General features: G+C 71.6%; 19 protein-coding genes. 14 read left to right on the forward strand and 5 right to left on the reverse strand.

Translation table 11 applies throughout. The features are described from left to right. Window positions 1-12: 12 nt before the first annotated feature. The 8 genes from AB0K67_RS10995 (at window position 13) to AB0K67_RS11030 (ending at window position 7,515) form a co-directional block, all read left to right on the forward strand. Window positions 13-345 (forward strand): putative quinol monooxygenase, encoded by a 333-nt coding sequence (locus AB0K67_RS10995; RefSeq protein ID WP_364056431.1) that lies wholly within the window; start codon window positions 13-15, stop codon window positions 343-345. Between the two features lie 500 nt (window positions 346-845). Next, window positions 846-2,090, forward strand: coding sequence for an ROK family protein (locus tag AB0K67_RS11000; protein WP_364056433.1), 1,245 nt, complete (start codon window positions 846-848; stop codon window positions 2,088-2,090). Window positions 2,091-2,109: 19 nt separating this feature from the next. Then, complete coding sequence (locus AB0K67_RS11005) at window positions 2,110-2,919, forward strand: ABC transporter permease (RefSeq protein ID WP_364056436.1); 810 nt, start codon at window positions 2,110-2,112, stop codon at window positions 2,917-2,919. Beyond that, entirely contained in the window at window positions 2,916-3,695 is a 780-nt protein-coding gene (locus AB0K67_RS11010) for an ABC transporter ATP-binding protein (protein WP_364056439.1), read from the forward strand. The genes AB0K67_RS11005 and AB0K67_RS11010 overlap by 4 nt, the downstream gene beginning before the upstream one ends. A 43-nt stretch (window positions 3,696-3,738) precedes the next feature. Beyond that, on the forward strand, window positions 3,739-4,707 hold the full coding sequence (locus AB0K67_RS11015) for an aliphatic sulfonate ABC transporter substrate-binding protein (protein ID WP_364056442.1): 969 nt from the start codon (window positions 3,739-3,741) through the stop codon (window positions 4,705-4,707). Beyond that, the gene (locus AB0K67_RS11020; protein ID WP_364056445.1) at window positions 4,704-6,173 is read left to right on the forward strand and encodes a sulfatase-like hydrolase/transferase; all 1,470 of its coding nucleotides are present in this window, start codon (window positions 4,704-4,706) and stop codon (window positions 6,171-6,173) included. Before AB0K67_RS11015 ends, AB0K67_RS11020 begins: the two co-directional genes overlap by 4 nt. Before the next feature lie 121 nt (window positions 6,174-6,294). Next, a complete protein-coding gene (locus AB0K67_RS11025; protein ID WP_364056448.1) occupies window positions 6,295-7,215 on the forward strand; it encodes a hypothetical protein in 921 nt (306 codons plus the stop codon). A 3-nt stretch (window positions 7,216-7,218) separates the two neighbouring features. Next, entirely contained in the window at window positions 7,219-7,515 is a 297-nt protein-coding gene (locus AB0K67_RS11030) for a hypothetical protein (RefSeq protein ID WP_364056451.1), read from the forward strand. A 135-nt stretch (window positions 7,516-7,650) separates the two neighbouring features. Here AB0K67_RS11030 and AB0K67_RS11035 read toward each other — a convergent pair whose 3' ends face one another. Continuing rightward, the gene (locus tag AB0K67_RS11035; RefSeq protein WP_364056454.1) at window positions 7,651-8,517 is read right to left on the reverse strand and encodes a fumarylacetoacetate hydrolase family protein; all 867 of its coding nucleotides are present in this window, start codon (window positions 8,515-8,517) and stop codon (window positions 7,651-7,653) included. A gap of 537 nt (window positions 8,518-9,054) precedes the next feature. After that, on the reverse strand, window positions 9,055-10,029 hold the full coding sequence (locus tag AB0K67_RS11040) for an Ig-like domain-containing protein (RefSeq protein WP_364056457.1): 975 nt from the start codon (window positions 10,027-10,029) through the stop codon (window positions 9,055-9,057). Between AB0K67_RS11040 and AB0K67_RS11045 the strand changes: the two genes are divergently transcribed. From AB0K67_RS11045 to AB0K67_RS11060, 4 genes are all read left to right on the forward strand, one after another. Continuing rightward, window positions 10,001-10,153, forward strand: a complete 153-nt coding sequence (locus AB0K67_RS11045) for a hypothetical protein (protein ID WP_364056460.1) — start codon at window positions 10,001-10,003, stop codon at window positions 10,151-10,153. The genes AB0K67_RS11040 and AB0K67_RS11045 overlap by 29 nt on opposite strands. A 42-nt stretch (window positions 10,154-10,195) precedes the next feature. Further along, the gene (locus AB0K67_RS11050) at window positions 10,196-10,399 is read left to right on the forward strand and encodes a hypothetical protein (RefSeq protein ID WP_364056463.1); all 204 of its coding nucleotides are present in this window, start codon (window positions 10,196-10,198) and stop codon (window positions 10,397-10,399) included. Window positions 10,400-10,437: 38 nt separating this feature from the next. Then, on the forward strand, window positions 10,438-11,088 hold the full coding sequence (locus AB0K67_RS11055) for a hypothetical protein (protein ID WP_364056466.1): 651 nt from the start codon (window positions 10,438-10,440) through the stop codon (window positions 11,086-11,088). A gap of 93 nt (window positions 11,089-11,181) precedes the next feature. Continuing rightward, entirely contained in the window at window positions 11,182-12,654 is a 1,473-nt protein-coding gene (locus tag AB0K67_RS11060; RefSeq protein ID WP_364056469.1) for a cytochrome b N-terminal domain-containing protein, read from the forward strand. On the opposite strand, the gene AB0K67_RS11065 is transcribed toward AB0K67_RS11060, so the two are convergent. After that, window positions 12,620-12,820, reverse strand: coding sequence for a hypothetical protein (locus tag AB0K67_RS11065; protein WP_364056472.1), 201 nt, complete (start codon window positions 12,818-12,820; stop codon window positions 12,620-12,622). The two genes, AB0K67_RS11060 and AB0K67_RS11065, sit on opposite strands and share 35 nt — an antisense overlap. Before the next feature lie 801 nt (window positions 12,821-13,621). Here AB0K67_RS11065 and AB0K67_RS11070 point away from each other — a divergent pair. Together AB0K67_RS11070 and AB0K67_RS11075 are read left to right on the forward strand one after the other, a co-directional pair. Further along, on the forward strand, window positions 13,622-14,269 hold the full coding sequence (locus tag AB0K67_RS11070; protein WP_364056474.1) for a polysaccharide deacetylase family protein: 648 nt from the start codon (window positions 13,622-13,624) through the stop codon (window positions 14,267-14,269). Window positions 14,270-15,089: 820 nt separating this feature from the next. Next, window positions 15,090-16,001 carry a hypothetical protein gene (locus AB0K67_RS11075; RefSeq protein ID WP_364056477.1) on the forward strand — a complete coding sequence of 304 codons (912 nt, stop codon included), beginning with the start codon at window positions 15,090-15,092 and terminating at the stop codon, window positions 15,999-16,001. Here the strand turns inward: AB0K67_RS11075 and AB0K67_RS11080 are convergent. Further along, window positions 15,959-18,742 carry a DUF5682 family protein gene (locus AB0K67_RS11080; RefSeq protein ID WP_364056480.1) on the reverse strand — a complete coding sequence of 928 codons (2,784 nt, stop codon included), beginning with the start codon at window positions 18,740-18,742 and terminating at the stop codon, window positions 15,959-15,961. The two genes, AB0K67_RS11075 and AB0K67_RS11080, sit on opposite strands and share 43 nt — an antisense overlap. Continuing rightward, window positions 18,739-19,851, reverse strand: a complete 1,113-nt coding sequence (locus AB0K67_RS11085; protein ID WP_364056483.1) for an AAA family ATPase — start codon at window positions 19,849-19,851, stop codon at window positions 18,739-18,741. Before AB0K67_RS11085 ends, AB0K67_RS11080 begins: the two co-directional genes overlap by 4 nt. Between the last annotated feature and the right edge of the window lie 5 nt (window positions 19,852-19,856).

Below are 19,856 nucleotides of genomic sequence, written 5' to 3' on the forward strand. Positions count from 1 at the left end.
CGAGGGGTATCGATGATCTTCATTACCGCGAAGTTCCGCGTCCTGCCCGAGCACGCCGACGCCTGGCCGGACATCACCCGCGAGTTCACCGAGGCCACGCGGGCGGAGCCCGGCTGCCTGTGGTTCGACTGGTCGCGCAGCCTCGACGACCCGAACGAGTACGTGCTGGTGGAGGCGTTCAGGGACGACGCGGCCGGGGCCGCCCACGTCCAGTCGGAGCACTTCAAGAAGGCTCAGCAGACGCTCCCGCCGCACCTGGCGGAGACTCCGCGCATCGTGAACACCACCATCCCCCAGGACGACTGGTCCGAGCTGGGCGAGATGGCCGTCAAGAAGGGCGCCTGACCCGCCGCGCTCCCCTTCGCCGCCCCCTGCCGCCACTCTGCGGCCAGGGGGCGGCGCCATGCGGGGGCGACGCCATGCGGGGGCGACGCCATGCGGGGGCGACGCCATGCGGGGGGGCGACGCCGCGCCGGGGACGGCGCCACGCCGGGGACGGCGCCACGCCAGGGACGGCGTCGTGCCGGGCGGGCGTGCGACCGGCGAACAGGGGCGCATGCCGGACGGCGCGACGCCGGCGCGACACGCACAGCACCACCGCGCCGGAACAGCCCCGCAGAGCCGCGCACCGTTGAAGTGACAACGCAGGGCGCGATCGATCGCCGGACGGCGGCCTCACCGACGGTGCGCGTCCACACCCGGCGGCAGGCCGTTACGCGAACGTTACGACCGCCCGGGCAACCCCTCGCAGCAGCGTCATCCCAGCTCAGAGCTCACATCGCGGCACGCGCTTCTTTTTTTCCGGATTATTGACGAAAAACGGGACGCCTCGGCAGACTCTCCGCATGGCACCACCCAGTGGCCCTCTGTCGCAACTGCGGCGCGGGCACGAAGAGCTCGTGCTCGGCCTGCTGCGCAAGCACGGCCCCCTCAGCCGGGGCGAGCTGGGCAAGCGCTGCGGGCTGTCCAGGACGACCCTGTACGACATCCTCGCCGAGCTGGTCGCGAGCGGCGCCGTGGTCACCGCGTCCCCGCAGGAAGCGCCGCGCGGCCGCGGCAGACCCGCCGAGACGCTGACCCTCAACCCCGACGCCGGCCAGGCCATCGGCATCGACTTCGCCAGGGGCGGCCTGCACGTCGCGGCCGTCAACCTGGCGCACGAGATCGTCGGCTCCGCGAGCGAGCCGCACGACGCCGACCTGCCGTGGGAGCGGCGGGTCGAGCTGGCCGAGCGGCTCATCGGCTCGCTCACCGGCACCGGCTCGGGAGCGCTGCGGCTCGGGGCGCTCGACGCGATCGGCGTCGGCGTGGTCGGCGCCCAGGTCGAGGGCCCCACAGCCGAGGAAGCGGACGGCCGGGAAGGCGGCGGCGCGCCGGCCACCGGGGAGAGAGCGCCGCATCCCGCTCAGGTGCTGCTGCGCGAGCGGTTCGGCGTCCCGGTGCTGCTCGACAACAACACCAGGCTGGCCGCGCTCGGTGAGGCCATCTGGGGCGCGGCCGCGGGCGGCCAGGACGTGCTCTACCTGCGGCTGTCTCACGGCGTCGGCGGCGGGCTGGTGGTCGGCGGCTCGCTGCACCGCGGCGCGTACGGGCTGTCGGGCGAGCTCGGCCACATCACGGTCGAGCCCGGCGGCGCGCCCTGCGGCTGCGGCGGCAGAGGCTGCCTGGAGACCGTCGCCTCCATCAAAGCCGTGCTCGACGCCTACCGCGCCTCCGGCGGACAGGCCGGGGACGTGCGCGAGCTGGTCACAGCGGTGGAGGCCGGCGACCCGGGAGCGCTGGCCGTGCTCGAGCGGGCAGGCGGCAAGATCGGCGAGGTGCTGGCCGCCGTCTGCAACGCGATCGGCCCCAGCGTCATCGTGATCGGCGGCGAGCTGATCGAGACCGGCGCCGCGCTGGTCGGGCCGATCGAGCGGGCGCTGCACGACCACATCATGCCGGTCTCCCGCCACCGGGTGAGCCTGCGTCTCGCCACGCTCGGCGAGGCCGCGGGCGCCCTCGGCGGCATCGCCCTGGTGCTGCACGAATCTCCCCTGCTCTCCCGCTATCCGGCCGGGCCTGATCTCGCGGAGAGGCTCACTTCACCATGACGCAATCGAGGCACCACCCATGACCCAGCTCACCGCGACGGGCAAGGCGCAGGCGGCTCCGGCCGCGCGGCGTGGCCCCGGGCGCTCGCGGCGCGCCCTCGTACTCAACCTCGTCGCCGTCGTCGCCGGCCTGCTCGTCTGGACGGCGCTGGCCGGCTTCGGCGTGCAGGGACTGCCGAACCCGCTGGAGGTGGCGGGCAGGGCGGTCGAGCTGATCTCGGACGGCACGCTGGTGACCGACGCCCTGGCCAGCCTGCGCCGCGTCCTCATCGGTTTCCTGCTCGGCACGCTGCTCGCCATCCCCGTCGGCTTCCTCATGGGCTGGTACGCCACCGCGCGCGGCCTGCTGGAGCCGTACGTGCAGTTCTTCAGGACGATCCCGCCGCTGGCGATCATCCCGCTGGCCATCGTGCTCATGGGCATCGACGAGCGGCCGAAGATCTTCGTCATCTTCCTCGCGGCGTTCCTGTCGAGCGTGGTCTCGACGTTCCAGGGCGTGGTGGGCGTGGACCGGACGCTGATCAACGCCGCCCGCGTGCTCGGCGCGTCCGACCGCACCATCTTCCTCAGGGTCGTGGTGCCGGCCTCGACGCCGTTCATCCTGGTCGGGATGCGGGTCGGGCTCGGCGCGGCCTGGGGCACGCTGGTCGCCGCCGAGCTGATCGCCGCGCAGGAGGGCCTGGGCTTCCGGATGCAGCAGGCGCAGCTCTACTACGACCTGTCCACGATCTTCGTGGGCCTGATCACCATCGGCGTGCTCGGCCTGCTGATGGACCGCCTGCTGCTGCTCGCCGAGCGCCGCCTCACCGACTGGCAGGAGCGCCGATGAACAACAAGATCTCGTTCAGGGACGTCGTCAAGACGTACCCGATGAAGGACGGCGTCTTCACCGCGCTGGACCACGTGTCGCTGGACATCGCCGACCGCGAGTTCGTCACCGTCGTCGGGCCGTCGGGCTGCGGCAAGAGCACGCTGATGAGCATGGCGGCCGGGCTGGTGGAGCCGACCGGCGGCGAGGTGCTGGTGGACGGCCGCCCGGTGACCGGGCCCGGCCCCGACCGCGGGGTGATCTTCCAGCAGTACGCGCTGTTCCCGTGGCTGACCGTGCGCAAGAACGTCGAGTTCGGGCTGAAGCTCAAGGGCCTGCCCGCCGGCGAGCGCGCCCGCCGGGCCCAGCAGGCGATCGAGCTGGTCGGCCTGGCCGACTTCGCCGACGCGCTGCCCAAGACGCTGTCGGGCGGCATGAAGCAGCGCTGCGCGATCGCCCGCGCGTACGCGGTGGACCCGCAGGTGCTGCTCATGGACGAGCCGTTCGGCGCGCTCGACGCGCTGACCAGGGTGCGGCTTCAGGACCGGCTCCTTTCCACCTGGAGCAGGGAGCAGCGCACGGTCATGTTCATCACCCACGACGTGGACGAGGCCGTCTACCTGGCCAGCCGGGTGATCGTCATGGCCGCCAGGCCCGGCCGCATCCAGCAGGTCATCGACGTCGACCTGCCGTACCCGAGGACCGAGGAGATGCGGCTCTCCCCCGAGTTCGGGCGCATCCGCAACGAGGTCTGGCACGCCGTCTACCACCAGGCGCCCGCCGCGCCGGCGGCCTGAACCCCCTAGACGAGAAAGCTCGAGAAAGAAGGACTGATCGGCCATGCGTCTGCTTCGCCGCGCCCTGACGGCCGCCACAGCCGTGACGATGCTGTCACTGTCCGTCACCGCCTGCTCCGGCGACGGTTCGACCGTCAGGTTCGGCTACATCAGCGACTACAACGGCGCCAGCCTGCTCGCCATCGCCGAGAAGCAGGGCCTGTGGGACAAGCAGGGGCTCACCCCCGAGATCAAGGTGTTCACCAACGGGCCGCTGCAGATCCAGGCGCTCGGCGCGGGCGACCTCGACTTCGGCTACATCGGCCCCGGCGCGATGTGGCTGCCCGCCTCGGGCAAGGCCAAGGTCGTCGCGATCAACACGCTCGCGTACGCCGACCGCGTCATCGGCCGCCCCGGTATCACGTCGATCCAGGACCTCAAGGGCAAGAAGGTCGGCGTGCCGGAGGGCACCTCCGGCGACATGGTGCTCAACCTGGCGCTGCAGAAGGCCGGCATGTCGGTCAAGGATCTCCAGAAGGTGCCGATGGACCCGGCGACGGTCGTCTCGGCGTTCGCGTCCGGGCAGATCGACGGGGCCGGCATCTGGTACCCGCTGATCGACAACATCAAGCAGCAGGTGCCGGACATGGTGGAGCTCGCCAGCACCAGGCAGTGGCCGGACAGCTCGTTCCCCACCGCGTTCGTCGGCGCGCCGGACGCGGACGAGGAGCTCACCACCAAGGTGATCAAGGTGCTGCAGGAGGCCAACGACTGGCGGGCGGCCCACCCCGACGAGGCCGTCGCCGAGGCCGCCAGGCTGCTCAAGCTCGACCCGGCCAAGGTCAAGGCCGACGCGGCCAACGTCCAGACGATGACCACCGAGGACCTGGTCGCCAAGACCAAGGACGGCACGGTGGCCAAGTGGCTGAACAGCCTCGGCGACTTCTTCGTCAGCACGGGCCAGCTCACGTCCAAGCCCGACCCCTCCGCGTACTACACCGGCGATCTCTACACGAAGGCCTTCACGAAGTGAACCTGCTGTTCCTGATGACCGACCAGCACCGCGTCGACACCCTGGGCTGCTACGGCAATCCGCACGTCGCCACGCCCAACCTCGACCGGCTGGCCGCGAGCGGCACCCGCTTCGACCGGTTCTACACGCCCACCGCCATCTGCACGCCCGCGCGGGCCAGCCTGCTCACCGGGCAGGCGCCGTTCCGGCACCGGCTGCTGGCGAACTACGAGCGCAACGTCGGTTACCTGGAGGACCTGCGCGAGGACGCCTTCACCTTCCCCGAGGCGCTCAAGGCGCGCGGCTACCGGCTCGGCCTCATCGGCAAGTGGCACGGCGGCACCCACCGCAACGCCGCCTCCTACGGCTTCGACGGGCCCGACCTGCCCGGCTGGCACAACCCCGTCGATCACCCCGACTACCTGGCCTACCTGGAGGAGCGGGGGCTGCCGCCGTACCGGATCTCCGACCTGATCCGCGGCACCACTCCGAACGGCAACCAGGGCAACCTGCTGGCCGCCCGGCTGCATCAGCCGGAAGAGGCCACGTTCGAGCACTACCTGGCCACCAGGGCGATCGAGCACATGGAGCGGTACGCCGCCGACGGGCGGCCGTTCTTCCTCGCCACCCACTTCTTCGGGCCGCACCTGCCGTACCTGCTGCCCGACGAGTACTTCGACATGTACGACCCCGACCTGGTGGAGCTGCCGCCGTCGATCGCCGAGACGTTCGAGGGCAAGCCGCCGGTGCAGCGCAACTACAGCGCGCACTGGACGTTCGACACGATCCCCATCGAGGTCACCCGCAAGCTCATCGCCGTCTACTGGGGGTACGTGACGCTGATCGACCGGCAGATCGGCCGCATCCTCGACCGCATGGACGAGCTGGGACTCACCGACCGCACCGCCGTCTTCTTCACCGCCGACCACGGCGAGTTCACCGGCGCCCACCGCCTGCACGACAAGGGCCCGGCCATGTACGAGGACATCTACCGCATCCCCGGCATCATCCGCGTCCCCGGGCAGCCGGCCCAGGTCAGGAACGAGTTCGTCACGCTGACCGACTGCACGGCGACCATCCTCGAATTGGCCGGCTGCGACACCGCGCCCGCCGTGGACAGCCGCAGCCTGCTCCCGCTCGTACGCGGCGAACACCCCGAGTGGCCCGCCGAGCTGCTGGCCGAGTTCCACGGCCACCACTTCCCTTACCCGCAGCGGATGATCCGCGACGACCGCTACAAGCTGATCGTCAACCCGGAGTCGGTCAACGAGCTGTACGACCTGGAGGCCGACCCGTACGAGCTGAGCAACCGCTACACGCACCCCGAGCTGGCGCCCGTGCGGCGGCGTCTCATGCGGCGGCTGTACGACCTGCTGCGGGAGCGGGGCGACAACTTCTATCACTGGATGACCCCGATGTACGACATCGGCGCCCTCGACTACGACCCGACGCTCAGCTCGTTCGAGAAGGAGGGCTCGACCGCCTGAGCGGAGCCGCTGTGCTCCCTGGCTCTGCCGACCGATTCCCGTTCCGGCAAACGCGTGTCGCGGAGCCCGGTTCGTGTGCTTGACTCCCGCCTTGGCACAACAGCACCGATTGGGAGAGTTCATGGGGGAGTTCGTGGGGATCGACCCCCGTGGCGCGCACGAGCTGATCCGCCGGATGGAGGCGGTCAAGGCGTACCTGAGCGGAACCCGGCCCGGCCTCGACGCGGCCATCGCCGAGGCGGGCCAGGACTGGGCGGGCCGCCAGGGCACCACCGCCATGCACCGCGCCTGGATGTTCCTCCACGAGTCCCAGCAGGACCTGACGTGGCGCATCGACACGGTCGAGCAGCTCGTGCCGGTGCGGGAACGCGGCATGCTGACCGCCACCTTCCCCTTCCCCTCCGAGCCGGACGCGCGGCAGGCGGCGGAGACCGCGGCCCAGGCGATCTCGGCCTCGGGCGATGGCGCGGCAGGGCCGCAGGCCGCCAGGGCCGTCGCGGCCATCGAGGGCGAGGCCGGTGACCCCGCCTACGCGGCGACGCTGCTGGAGGCGCTCGGCCCGGAGGTGTTCACCCGGCTGCTCGAAGGGCTGCCCGGGGAACAGGGCAGGCCGCTGGCGCGGGCGTACGCGAGCGCCGAACGCACAGGACGGCTCGGCGACGCCTGGCACGAGCTGGTGGACAGCGCGCCGTCCGCCGCACTGGCGGCGCTGGTCACGGGGGCCGAGCAGTCGGGCACGGTGCTCAACCGGGTCGCGCTGGCGCTGCTGAACCGCCCGCAGGACGCCTCGTGGAGCCCCCGCGACCTGCTCCAGCCGTACGCCGCCGACCCGCTGGCCTTCCAGCAGCTGCTGGCCGAGCATCCGCGCGAGTCGCGCACCCTGCTGAACGCCGCCACCGCCGACCCGGCCGCCGCTCAGGCGCTCGCCACCGCGCTGCACGAGGCGCTGCAGCCCGGCGCCGGGGCCGACGGGCTGCGCGAACGCGCCTGGACCACCGTCATCGGCACACCGGGCGGCCGGTCGGCGGCCGAGGGCGGCTGACCCATGGCCACCAGGCACCAGCTCCTCCTTCGCGAGGCGGCCGACAAGGAGTCGCTGGCGGCCGCGTTCATGCGGTACGCCAGGGGCCTGGCGGGCGCGTTCGACGGCATCCCGGCGCGGCCCGCCGACTGCGAGTCGTACTGGAAAGGGCCGGCCGCCGAGCGTTACCTGACGCAGGTGGTCAGGCTCCGCCGCGAGCTGGCCGACCTGGAGGACTCCTGCCTGGCCACCGCCGACAATCTCCGCCGCCGCGCGGCGACCCTCCGCGCCACCGCCGCCACCATCCCCACCGACCCCTGACCCGCCGCACCACCCGGCCTGAAGGCACAACGCAGCAGGCGCACCTGGACACACCCCGCCCGCACACGCCGGACGCGCCGCTGCCCGGCAGGACCGGGTGCGGCGCGTCCTGGCGGGCCGAAGCCCGAAGGGCGCTCAGCGCATGGCGTCGAGGCCGCGGACCACGCCGGTGGTCAGCGTGCCGACCTCGGAGATGGAGATGGTGACGGTGTCGCCGTGCTGCAGCGTGAACGGCAGGTCGGGCACCAGGCACGTGCCGGTGGCGAGCACGGCGCCGTCGGGGAAGGAGTCGGCGCGGAAGAGGTAGCCGGCCAGGTCGTCGAGCCGCCGGTTGAGCTGGGAGGTGCTGGCCTTGCCCTCCCAGGCGGTCTCGCCGTCCCTGACGATGGTGAGCGCGATGTCCAGCGCGTACGGGTCGGCGACCTCCCACGCGGGCCGGATCGCCGGCCCGACCGCGCAACCGCCCAGGTAGATCTTGGCCTGGGGCAGGTAGAGCGGGTTGACCCCCTCGATGGTGCGGGAGCTGACGTCGTCGACGACGGTGTAGCCGACGATCTCACCGTGGGCGTTCAGGACGAGACCCAGCTCGGGCTCCGGCACGTCGATCTCGGAGTCCTCGCGTACGGAGATGCGGCCGCCTTCACCGGAGACCTTCCAGGCCACGGACTTGAAGAACAGCTCGGGACGTTCGGCGTCGTACACCAGCTCGTACACGTCGGCGGCGCGCTCGCTCTCCAGCACCCTCGCCTCGCGGGAGCGCCGGTAGGTCACGCCCGCGGCCCACACCTCCATGCGGCCGTCCACGGGCGGCAGCAGGGTGACGGAGCCCGACGGGTGGCGCGGACCGTCGGCCGCCGCGCACCGCTCCCGCAGTTCGTCGGAGGACAGCCGGAGCAGTTCGCCGACCGTGGTGATACCGGAGAGCTCGACCACCTGCTCGCCGTCGTCGACCCCGACCGCGTCGGCGCTGCTCAGAGGGCTGGTGAACCGTACGATCCGCATTCCTGCTCCTAGCTTCATCAGACGAGGGGGATCATGACATCCGATGAATCGTCCCCTGGGATCAACCTAGTAGGTCGCCGGGACGATGGGGAGGGGCGGTCCGGGTTGTGGGCACGCGAGCGGCCAGGCCGCCGTCCGGCGCCCGCGTACGAGGCCCCGGTTCAGAACGTGACCAGGAACTCGTAGCAGTTGAGCAGCCAGACCAGCAGCCACAGGGCGAGAGTCGGGAGCGGGATCAGCCCCCGGCCGGTTCCATATTCAGGCACCCGATACCACACGCCTTCCTTCCGACGGCGGGGCCAGGCTCGCAGCCCGTCTCCGGGGATGTGTGCGCTATTCGGAGCGGCCGGCGCTCCTGGAAGGATTTTCCGGTTTCGCGGCGGTTCCGGATTATGTGCTCCCTTAACGGGACAGCGTTCCTGTTGTGGCCCTCATGATAATTCTCCGGTATGGACCACTGCGGTATACGCCGCCAAAGGATTCCCGATTGTGTCCTTTACCGCCGCACAAGCAAGCGGCGATAACCGGAAATGTCGCCTATCCGGTGACAGGCTTGCCGAGCGCGCCGCCCGCCAGCCAGTCCTCCCACGACTTGGCCCACGGCGTCGGCCCGTTGCCGAATCGCAGTTTCCTGGACGTACCGGTCACCTCGATGATGTCGCCACGCTGGGTGAAGTCGTAGAACCAGCGGGCGTCGGCCGGGCTCGCGTTCACACAGCCGTGGCTGACGTTCGAGTTCCCCTGCGCGCCGGTGGACCAGGGGGCGGCGTGGAAGAAGGTGCCGCTGTAGGTCATCCGCACGTTCCACTTGGTCTTGATGCGATATTCACCGGGCTCGCCGATCGTGGCGGAGTCCATGACGATGTCGGCCGCCTTCTCCTGCGCGATCATGACGCCCGAATAGCTGTCGTCGCCCGGCCTGCCGAGGCTCACCGGGATGGTTTTGACGACCTTGCCGTTCTCACGGACGACCGCTTTGTGGATCTTGGCGCTGACCTTGGTGATGTGCTCGGGTCCCACGGTGAACGTCAGGCTGCGATCCTTCGTCCCCCACACCCCCGGTCCCGCCCGCAGCCCCGCCAGGTGCGCGACGACGGTCACCCTCTCCCCGACCGGCCAGTACTCACGGGGCCTGAACTGCACCTCGCGGTCGCTCACCCAGCTCCAGGCGCCTTCGACCGGCTCGGACATGCGCACCACCAGCGACCGCTCGATCGCCGCCCGCGCCTCGCGCGAGGTGATCGGCCGCGACAGCAGGAGCTGCACGGGCATCCCAACGCCGGCCTTCTCGCCGTCGAGCGGTGCCATGCCGCTCTCCAGCACGCGCTTGGGCTTGAGCGTGGTGAACGTGGACGCGCCGTTCACCTGCAGTCCGCCGGCGCCGGCGGCCTGGGCTTTCACCGTGTACGTCGTCGAGGGCCGCAGCGGCCACTCCGGCCGCCACGTGCCGTCGCTCCCGATGGCGCCCTTGACGGTGCGGCCCTTGGCGTCGGCCACGGTCACCTTCGTCACCTCGCCCCCGGTCGCCTTGACGGCGATGCCGGTGTCGGGCGCGACCTTCTTCGCGCCGTTCGCGGGGGTGATCGTCAGCGTGGCCGCCGGGCTCCGCTGCGACTACCCGCTCTGCTCGCCCTGATCCGGTCCGCCCTGAGTACCGCCGCCCGGCGACGTGCACCCCGTGACGGCGAGCGCCACCGCCGCCGCGACGACGATGAGAGTGGAGGTGGGGGTGGGACTGGTCCGGCCGTTCCGCATCGCCGATGCCTCCGTGCCCGATATAGAGGGAAATATCAACATTAGACCGTTTCTGGAGATCCGGCGGACACCTGCCCGGATTGGCGCCACGCATGCGGGCACCGGCACGCGCGGCGCGATTGAATGATCTTGATCTGGCGTTCCGCCGCCCACAATCATGGGCCGGTGGATTACTACCTGATCTCCGCGACCGCGGGCGATCGCACGCCCGCGGGGCTCCTGGTCGAGGAGTTCGTCCTGTGCGAGGACTACACGGCGGCCGGAATCGACGGCGCCGAGTGGAGACCGGAGATCGGCGCCTGGTCCTCCTCCGCCGAGCTGAGCCGCGCCATCCGCGCCGACAGCTCGCTGCGCGGGCGGGTCACGCCGGTCAGCAGGCAGCAGGCGTGCGAGGCCTTCGCCCGGATGGGCGGCGGCGTACTGCCTGAGGAGGCCGGGCTGCGCACGCTCTTCCAGGAGCGCCGTACGCTGCCCACCACCGCCCCGCTCAACCTCGGCGGCTCACGAGCGCGCCGCTACCGCATCCTGTTCGCCGGCGAGCTGGGCGCCGACGGCCTCGCCAACGCGCGTACGGCGCTGCGGCTCAAGCCGGCCACCGGCGACCCGCGCGTGGTCGGCACCGCGTCGGCCAGCTCCGGCGGCCACGGCTTCACCTGGGAGCTGCGCCGGATCGGCGCGGGCATCGCCTGGTGCGTGGACGTCACCGCCAGGCTCGGCTCCGGCCCGCTCACCGCGCTCGGCGCGCTGCTGCACCACCACCGCCAGGCGGTACGCGAACAGGGCCTCATCCCCGTCACCGTCGAACGCTTCGCCTGAGAGAAGACATCCACCGGCCGGTGACTGTCACATTCGCGGCCCCTGCCCCGTCTTGTTTCATGAAGGTGCGGGCAAGGGGCATGCGGAGCGGCGATGAAGGGCAGCTCACTGGCCAGAGCGTTGGACGACCGGCTCGGCGGGGCCGGGTTCCTGAAGAAGGCGATGCGGAAGGTCTTCCCCGACCACTGGACGTTCCTGCTGGGCGAGATCGCGTTATACGCCTTCGTGGTCATTTTGCTCACCGGCGTCTTCCTGACGTTCTTCTTCAAGCCGTCCATGCAGGAGGTCGTCTACGACGGTGGCTACGCGCCGCTGCGCGGCGTCACGATGAGCGAGGCGTACGCGTCGTCCCTGGAGATCAGCTTCGAGGTGCGCGGCGGCCTGCTGATGCGGCAGATGCACCACTGGGCGACGCTCATCTTCCTGGCCGCCATCGTCGCCCACCTGCTGCGCAACTTCTTCACCGGAGCCTTCCGCAAGCCGCGCGACCTCAACTGGCTGATCGGCGTGGCGCTGTTCGCCCTGGTGCTGATCAACGGGCTGTTCGGTTACTCGCTGCCGGACGACCTGCTGTCCGGGGCCGGGCTGCGCATCCTGCACGGGGTGATCATCTCGGTGCCGCTGGTAGGGACGTACCTGGCGATGTTCCTGTTCGGCGGGGAGTTCCCCGGCGAGGACATCATCTCCCGCCTCTACAGCCTGCACGTGCTGCTGATCCCCGCCCTGCTGCTCGTGCTGCTCCCGCTGCACGCGGTGGTGCTGACGTGGCGGCAGACGCACACGCAGTTCCGGGCCAAGGGGCTGCGGAACGAGCAGGTGCGCGGCGCGCCGTTCTTCCCCGCGTTCCTGGCGAAGACGACGGTGTTCTTCCTGTGGGTGACCGGGGTGATCTCGCTGCTCGCCACGGTGTTCCAGATCAACCCGATCTGGCTGTACGGGCCGTACCTGCCCAGCGCGGTCAGCGCCGGATCCCAGCCCGACTGGTACATGGGCTTCCTGGAGGGCGCGCTGCGGATCATGCCGCCGTGGGAGTTCACCGTCTTCGGCTCCACGGTGACGATGAGCGTGCTGATCCCCGCGCTCGGCGCGCCGGGCCTGCTGTTCACCGCGCTGGCGCTCTACCCGTTCGCCGAGCGGCGGTTCACCCGTGACCACGCCGCGCACCACCTGCTCGACCGGCCGCGCGACGTGCCCGTGCGGACAGGGCTCGGGGTCGCGGGCATCGTGTACTACGGCGTGCTGTGGGCGGCCGGCGGCAACGACGTGATCGCCTCGACCTTCCACATCTCGCTCAACGCGACCACCTGGATCTTCCGCGTCGCCATCGTCGCCGGGCCGGTCCTGGGGTACGTCGTCACCCGCCGGATCTGCCTGGGACTGCGGCTGCGCGACCGGCACACCGTCGCGCACGGGGTGGAGACCGGGGTGATCGTACGCGGACCCGGCGGCGGCTTCACCGAGATCGAACGCCCGGTGACCGAGGAGGAGGCGGCGGTACTGCGGGCCGAGCCCCTGCCGTACCCGGCGCAGGTCATGGAGAGGAGCCGCGCAGGCCGTCGAACATGACGGACAGGGCGCGCGTGCGCAGGCCCTCATCCCGTTGACCGCGCCCGGCGGCCAGGCAGGCCGCGCTGAGCAGGGCGAGCAGTCCGGGCATGCGCAACGACACCACCCCGGCCGCGGTCTCCCTTTCCGGCCATACGTGCCTTTCCCGCGAACCAAGAACGATCACCGGTAGTCCAACCCGTTGGTACGGTCCCGGCCGCCTCGCCGGGGCCTCCGTTCAGGGGGACGCACCGGGGGCGGTGCGCGAAGGGGGAACGGCATGAACATCGGCACACCACCGCGCCGGCCTGCCCGCGCTGGAGCGAGACGGGGGACGGCGGGAGCGCTCGCCCTGGCCGCCCTGCTGGCAGCAGGCTGCGACACGACCAGGCTCACCGGGGGACGGGACGGCGGCGAAGCCGCCGACGGCCGGCCCCGCACGACCCTTTCCGCCAAGTCCGGGCCGAGATCCAACAAACCGGCTCCCCGAACATCGTCCGGGACGAGATCCGACAAATCGGCTCCCCGAACATCGGCAGCCTCGGGCGCGTCGGGCACCTCGAGCGGATCGGGCTCCTCGCCCCGGCCGGGGGCCCGCGAGCGCGCCCATGCCGCCACACCCTCTCCCCAGCCGGAGGCGCAAGCCGGCGATCCCACGCCCTCTGTCCTGGGCCGGACGCAGGCCGACGCCCTGGGCCGGACGCAGGCCGACCCGCTGGGGCGGACGCAGGCCGACCCACTGGGGCGGACGCAGGCCGACCCACTGGGGCGCAAACCCGCTTCCGCTCCTCCGGCCAAAGCGCAGGCCAGCGTGCGCGCCCGTCCACCCGCGGCCCCCGGCCAAGCCGGGACACGGGCAGGCGCGCCAGAGCGCGAACCCGCGACCTCCGGCCGGGCTATGGAACGTTCCGAAACCTCCACCCGCGCCTCCGGAGCTCAGGCCCGTGGGCGGACGCGAGGCGGTTTACCGGCCACGACCACCGGGGCGGTGCAGGCGCCGGGGAAAGCGGGCGCGGCACGCCCGGTCAACTGCCGCCGGGTGAAGTGCGTGGCGCTGACGTTCGACGACGGGCCTGGCGCGTACACGGACGCGCTGCTCGGACACCTGGCTCGATACCGCGCCAAGGCGACGTTCTTCGTCGTCGGGCAGAACGTGGCGGCGAACCCCGGCATCGTGCGCAAGGCGTACGCGGCGGGGCACGAGATCGGCAGCCACACCTGGTCGCACCCGGACCTGACGAAGCTGACGGCCGCCGGGGTGCGCACCCAGCTCGCCCGTACCGACCACGTCGTCAAGTCGGCGATCGGGGTGGTGCCGAGGCTGGTCCGGCCACCGTACGGGGCGATCAACGCCACCGTCAGCCGGCTGACCGGGCGGCCGATGGTGTTGTGGAGCGTGGACACCTTGGACTGGCTGCACCGCGACAGCGGCAAGGTGGTCCGTAAGGCCGTCAGGTCCATACGTCCGGGCAGCGTCATCCTCTTCCACGACATCCACCCGTCCACGGTGCGGGCGATGCCCCGCATCCTCAAGATCCTGTCCAAGCGCGGCTACCGGTTCGTCACGGTCAGCCGGCTGTTCAACGGCAAGCCGCCGAAGACCGTCTACAGCGCCGCCCGCGCGGGCAAGGGCTGACCGGCGGCTCGCAGAGCCTCGCGCTCGGTCCCGCCGGGGGTTCGCGAGAAATCGTCGCGTCCGATGAACCGAGGCCGCGCCGCCGCCGTATCTCGTCGTGTCAGCGGTGATCGCACATGAAGTCCGTCGAGAAAGGATGCGGCATCGGTAGCAGGGACACCGCGCAGGCCGGTCGGCCCGGCCTGCGCGGGCTGCACGGCCGTCCAGCCGCACGACTCGGCCGTCATCGGCCCGGTAGCCGGGCACGTCGTCGGCGTCGACCTTCGCCGTCACAGGCCGGCCGCAGAGGTAGTGCGGGCGCTACCTCGAAGACTGGTCGTACCGCTATCGAGTTCCACGCCCGCGGCGGCGAGCGTTGAGGGCATGACCACATCCGCGATCGGCGCCCTGACGATGACCCTTACCCCGGCGACCGCCCCGGCCACGCCGGACGCCCTGAAGTGGGCTGCGTGCGACGGCGAGGGACGGCCACAGGACCTGCGGTGCGCGTCCATCGAGGTGCCGCTGGACTGGAACGCCCGAACGGCAGGAAGCTCACCATCAAGATCGCCAAGCTGCCGGCGACGGGACGGCGGGCGGGCACGGTGTTCAGCATCCCCGGCGGCCCTGGCGGGTCCGGCATCGACGACCTCACCTCCTCCCGCGACAGCTTCACCGAGCTGCGCGAACGGTTCGACGTGGTGAGCCTCGAGCCGCGCAACGCCGGCACGTACGGACGCCTTCCCCGACGATGCTTCACCACCGGCCCGTGGCTGACCCGCCCGGACACCGTGCGCGAGTACACGCGCCAGGCGGCCACCGTACGGGCGAGCGCGCAGGAGTGCAGGAAGGCACGCACGAGGCGCAGTTCCGGCGCTTCCTGGCCTGGTGCGACCAGAACACGGACGTGTGCGGCCACGGCATGGGGGCGCGCTGGCGCAGGCTGGTGGCCGGCGCCGACCGCGAGCCCCTGCCGGTCGACGGCGCGCGGGTGGCCGCCGATCGCAGGCACCTCCCGATCGAGGACGGCGCCGACGAACAACCCCTGCCGGGCGGGGACGCGCGGGTGACGTACACCGGGTTCGACATGAAGGTGGCCGCGATGCCGCACCTGTTCGCCCCGGGCCCCGCACCCGGCTACCCGCGCTGGCGGCAGCTCGCCCAGGCCATCAGGCAGGCCGAGGGCGGGGACGCGGGCGGCTTCGCGGCGTACGTACGGGCGGGCACCGGCAGCCTGAAGCCGCCGTCGCTCGTCGGCATGAACGCCACCCAGTGCCTGGACGGCCTGCGCTTCCGCGACCACCGCGAGTACCGGAAGGTGCGGGCGCTCGGGGAGCGCAGGTCGCCGAACCTCGCCGGAGCCGAGGTGTGGCACCGGCTCGGCTGCGCGGGCTGGCCCACGCCGGCGACGAACCCGGCGCGGGCGCTGCCGGAGGGGCTGCCGCCGTTCCTCGGCGCGGGCACCTGGACCGACTACACGGACACCGCCGACCTCGTACGGCGCGTGCCCGGCTCGCGCACCGTGAGGTTCGACGGCCCAGGGCACGGGCTGTACCTGACGGGGACCCGTACACGATCGCGCACGCGTACGCGTACCTCACCGATCTCCGTCTGCCCCCGCCCGGCGCCACCTGCCGCCCGGCCCCCGCCGCCTCCTGACACCGGATCAGGAGACGGCGACCGGGACCGGTCAACGGCTTGCCGCCCGCCTCACCCCAGCAGCCCGGCCACCGCGAGCGCAGACTCGGGGTGAGCCGCCAGCAGCGCCGCCACCCGCGGATCCGCGCCGGGCGCAGCGCCCTCGCCGGGCGCAAGCCACTCGCCGGAGCAGCCCAGCACCCCGGCCACGGCGTCGCAGGCCGCCGGGTGGGCGCGCAGCAGCTCGGCCACCGGCCCGCCCGCCACCGGAGCGGCGGCGGGCGCGGCCGGCTTGGGGCGGGCGGTCCACGGCGGCACCCACGAGTCGACCGCCGTCAGCGAGCCGGGGAACGTCCGCCCTGCCTCGCGTACGAGCATCGGCATCAGCTCGGCGGCGCCGTCGCGCAGCGCGGTGATGAGCTTCGGCAGCCACGGCAGCAGCACGCTGTCCGGCAGCCGCCCGAACGCCTTCGAGATCACCTCGACCACGAACCCCGACAGCGCGGGCACCGGCTCCAGGGCCTGGACGAACCCGATGACGTACTGCGGGAACGACGGGATCACCAGCGGGTTGGCCAGCAGCTCGTCGCAGCGCGACCGCAGCTCGGCCGGCGGCAGCAGGCCGAGCTGGTGCTGGGCCGCCCACAGCAGCGCCACCTTGGCCGGCGACTCGGGGTGTGACTGCTGCACGGCCAGCTCGAGCTGGGCGCGGTCGCAGCCGAGCGCCAGCGCCAGGCTCTCCATGTGGAACAGGAAGCCGAGCATGGCCCCCACCTGCCGTACGCCGGTGTCGTCGTCGACGAACGCCGTGGGCAGCAGCGTGCAGTAGTGGGCGTAGCCGGACGTCACGAACTTCTCGCACCACGCGGGCAGCTCCGGCTCGGTGGCCCGGTAGTGGGCGAGCAGCCGCCGGATACGGCGCAGCACGTCGGGCGCGTCGTCCACGCTCCGCTCGGCGGCGAGCAGCTCGACCGCCCGCTCCCCCAGCTCGTCGGCGAAGCGGCGGCTGCCGAGGAACAGGATGGCGTCCTCGACCGCCGCCAGCACGACGGACGCGGTGGCCTTCGGATCCCACACCGAGCGCCGCAGCCGCTGCTCCAGCACCTGCTCGACGGTGACGCCCTCGTAGCCGAGCTCGATGATCGAGCGCTGGTATTTGCCGATCGCGAGGTCCCAGCTCTCCTGGACGGAGCGTTCGCCGAGGCGCCGCTCCCCCATGATCGGCCGTACGGCGTCGGACGGCAGCAGGTAGCGCAGCATCCACAGCACGTCGGAGCAGGGCCGCAGCTCGGGCTCCGCGGTGAAGTCGAGCAGCGCCCGCTGGATCGTGCGTTTGCTCAGGTCGAGCCCGAGAGGGGCGAGCCGGTCGTAGACGTCCCTGGCCAGCGGCGGCAGCGCGTCGTAGCCGACCTCGCCGATCTTGTCGCCGCCCAGCAGGATCTCGCAGAGCCGCCGCACGTCGCGCCGTCCCGGCACGACGTCCTTCTCGATGCAGGTGACGGCGGCGTCCTGGAAGTCGTACGGGGTGGGCCTGGCGCGGTTGCGCATGCCGGCCAGCAGGATCGAGGTCTCGTAGACCGCGATCGCGTCGGCGGTGCTGGCGAGGTAGCCGTTGCGGCGGGCCAGCCTGACGATGTCGACCGACCAGCCGAGCAGCTCGGCCTCGTCGAGCGGGTCGAGCGCGGGCGGCCGCGACAGGAACCCGGTCAGCTTGTCGGCCACCTCGCCCTGCGGCGCGGGCGGCGGCAGCTTGGCATGGCGCTTGCTCCCCTTGCCTGCCGAGCCCTTCTGCCCGGCCAGCCGGAACGGGGTGAGCTTGCTGCGCGTCAGCGCCTTGTTCCAGGTGGCCGCCGCGATCGACACCGAGCCGGGGGCCAGCCCGAACTGCGCCTCGATGGCCGAGTGGCTGGAGGGGATGAGCCCGTACAGCCACTTCGTGCCGGTGCGCGGGCTGATCTCGAACGTGGCCGTGGACCTCAGCCCGAACTGCTCGACCCGGCTCGCGGCGTGGAAGGCGCCGCAGACGTAGAGGCAGTCGGCGGGGTCGGCGCCGGAGGCGGCCAGGTGCTCGCGCATCCTGGTCCACATGTAGCGCTCGCGGTCCTCGTCCACCGACAGGCGCGCGTCGCCCTCGGGCCGCAGCCGCCGGAACAGGCTGCCGATGAGCACCATGACCTGGCGGTAGGTGTCGTAGTCCGCGCCGGACAGCGGCTGCTCGACGTACTGGTCCCACCACTCCGACCAGTGGCGCACCTTGCCGTGGTGCAGCAGGTGCTCCTCCAGCTCGGCGAAGCGGGGCCGCAGGTCGCCGATCTCCACGCCGACCGCGTCGCCGTGCAGGCCCGCGCCCTCGTCGGGCTTGGGCTTGGCCTCCTTCTCGGGCGCCCACTGGAAGACGTGGTCGGTCGAGCGGTCCACCAGCACCAGCTCGACGCCGGGGGTTTCGAGCGCGTACGCGATGGCCTGGTATTCGGCGGACGCCTCCGTGATGGGCGCCACCACGCTGAGCGGCGCCCACGACTTCGGGAACCCGTCGAGGTCGGTCGCGAACGCCTGCACCGCCACCGGCAGCTTGCAGTTGCGCAGCTCGGTGAGCAGCGGCTGCAGGTCCTCGCACAGCTCCAGATAGATGACCTTCGGCTGCTTCTCGCGCAGCCTGCGCACCATGGCCAGCGCCGAGGCCGGCGAGTGGTGGCAGACCGGGAAGATCTCCAGCTCCTCGCGCAGCGCCCGGTCGACGTCGTCGACCATGCCGGACAGGATGCCGGCGACCTCGACGGGACCGCCGGCGAACGTCTCCGCCGCGTCGAGAAGCTGCTCGCGGAGCGAGCCGAAGGGGCTCGACTGATCGATCATGACAGCGTCGCGATGGCCTGCCGGCCGCCCTCGAGGAACTCCGGCCACTCGCCGCCCTCCTTCTTGCTGCGCGGCTCGACCACGCCGTGCCAGTACTTGTTGAGGATCGCGAGGTCCTCGGGGCTGCGCCGGGCCAGCGAGCCGACCAGCGAGCTCGCCAGCGTCTGCGCGCGCAGCACCCGGTCGCCGAAGAAGTGGCTGTGCAGGATCGCGTCCTCCAGCACGCCGATCTGCTCGGCCGTGGACAGCGCCGACTCCAGCTTGTCGTCGTCGCTGGTGGCCGAGGCCGCCGCCGAGCGCAGGTCGGCGAAGCTCTGCAGCAGGATGTCGAGCAGCGTGGGCGGCAGGTCCAGCTCGATCTGGTGGCGGCGCAGCAGCTCCTCGGTGCGGAAGCGGACGATCTCCGCCTCGCTCTTCTTGTTGGTCACCACCGGGATGCGCACGAAGTTGAAGCGCCGCTTGAGCGCCGACGACAGGTCGTTGACGCCGCGGTCGCGGCTGTTGGCGGTGGCGATGATGGAGAAGCCCGGCTTGGCGAAGACGATGTTGTCGTCGTCGAGCTCGGGGATCGAGACGTACTTCTCCGACAGGATCGAGATGAGCGCGTCCTGGACGTCGCTCGTCGAGCGGGTCAGCTCCTCGAACCGGCCGATCACGCCCCGCTCCATCGCCGTCATGATCGGCGAGGGGATCAGCGACTCGCGGGACTGGCCCTTGGCGATGACCATGGAGACGTTCCACGAGTACTTGATGTGGTCCTCGGTGGTGCCGGCCGTGCCCTGCACCACCAGCGTGGAGTTACGGCAGATCGCCGCCGCGAGCAGCTCGGCCAGCCAGCTCTTGCCGGTGCCCGGGTCGCCGATCAGCAGCAGGCCGCGGTCGGACGCCAGCGTCACGATGCTGCGCTCGACGAAGCTGCGGTCGCCGAACCACTTCTGCGGGATCTCCCTGTCGAGCCCGTCGGCCCGCTCGGAGCCGAGGATGAAGATCCGGATCATGCGGGGGCTGAGCCGCCACGAGAACGGCTTGGGCGCGGTGTCGATGGACTCGAGGTAGTCGAGCTCTTCGGCGTACTTCACCTCTGCGGGCGCGCGCAGCATGTCGGTCATGGTTA

Origin of the sequence: Nonomuraea sp. NPDC052634, from assembly GCF_040678535.1 — a bacterium.
GTDB classification, from domain to species: Bacteria; Actinomycetota; Actinomycetes; order Streptosporangiales; family Streptosporangiaceae; genus Nonomuraea; species Nonomuraea fastidiosa.

What these genes read in the sequence shown, in the direction of transcription:
- AB0K67_RS10995 (WP_364056431.1), top strand. Translation starts at nt 13, where the DNA reads ATGATCTTCATTACCGCGAAGTTCCGCGTCCTGCCCGAGCACGCCGAC.
- AB0K67_RS11000 (WP_364056433.1), top strand. Translation starts at nt 846, where the DNA reads ATGGCACCACCCAGTGGCCCTCTGTCGCAACTGCGGCGCGGGCACGAA.
- AB0K67_RS11005 (WP_364056436.1), top strand. Translation starts at nt 2,110, where the DNA reads ATGACCCAGCTCACCGCGACGGGCAAGGCGCAGGCGGCTCCGGCCGCG.
- AB0K67_RS11010 (WP_364056439.1), top strand. Translation starts at nt 2,916, where the DNA reads ATGAACAACAAGATCTCGTTCAGGGACGTCGTCAAGACGTACCCGATG.
- AB0K67_RS11015 (WP_364056442.1), top strand. Translation starts at nt 3,739, where the DNA reads ATGCGTCTGCTTCGCCGCGCCCTGACGGCCGCCACAGCCGTGACGATG.
- AB0K67_RS11025 (WP_364056448.1), top strand. Translation starts at nt 6,295, where the DNA reads ATGGGGGAGTTCGTGGGGATCGACCCCCGTGGCGCGCACGAGCTGATC.
- AB0K67_RS11030 (WP_364056451.1), top strand. Translation starts at nt 7,219, where the DNA reads ATGGCCACCAGGCACCAGCTCCTCCTTCGCGAGGCGGCCGACAAGGAG.
- AB0K67_RS11035 (WP_364056454.1), bottom strand. Translation starts at nt 8,517, where the DNA reads ATGCGGATCGTACGGTTCACCAGCCCTCTGAGCAGCGCCGACGCGGTC.
- AB0K67_RS11060 (WP_364056469.1), top strand. Translation starts at nt 11,182, where the DNA reads ATGAAGGGCAGCTCACTGGCCAGAGCGTTGGACGACCGGCTCGGCGGG.
- AB0K67_RS11080 (WP_364056480.1), bottom strand. Translation starts at nt 18,742, where the DNA reads ATGATCGATCAGTCGAGCCCCTTCGGCTCGCTCCGCGAGCAGCTTCTC.
- AB0K67_RS11085 (WP_364056483.1), bottom strand. Translation starts at nt 19,851, where the DNA reads ATGACCGACATGCTGCGCGCGCCCGCAGAGGTGAAGTACGCCGAAGAG.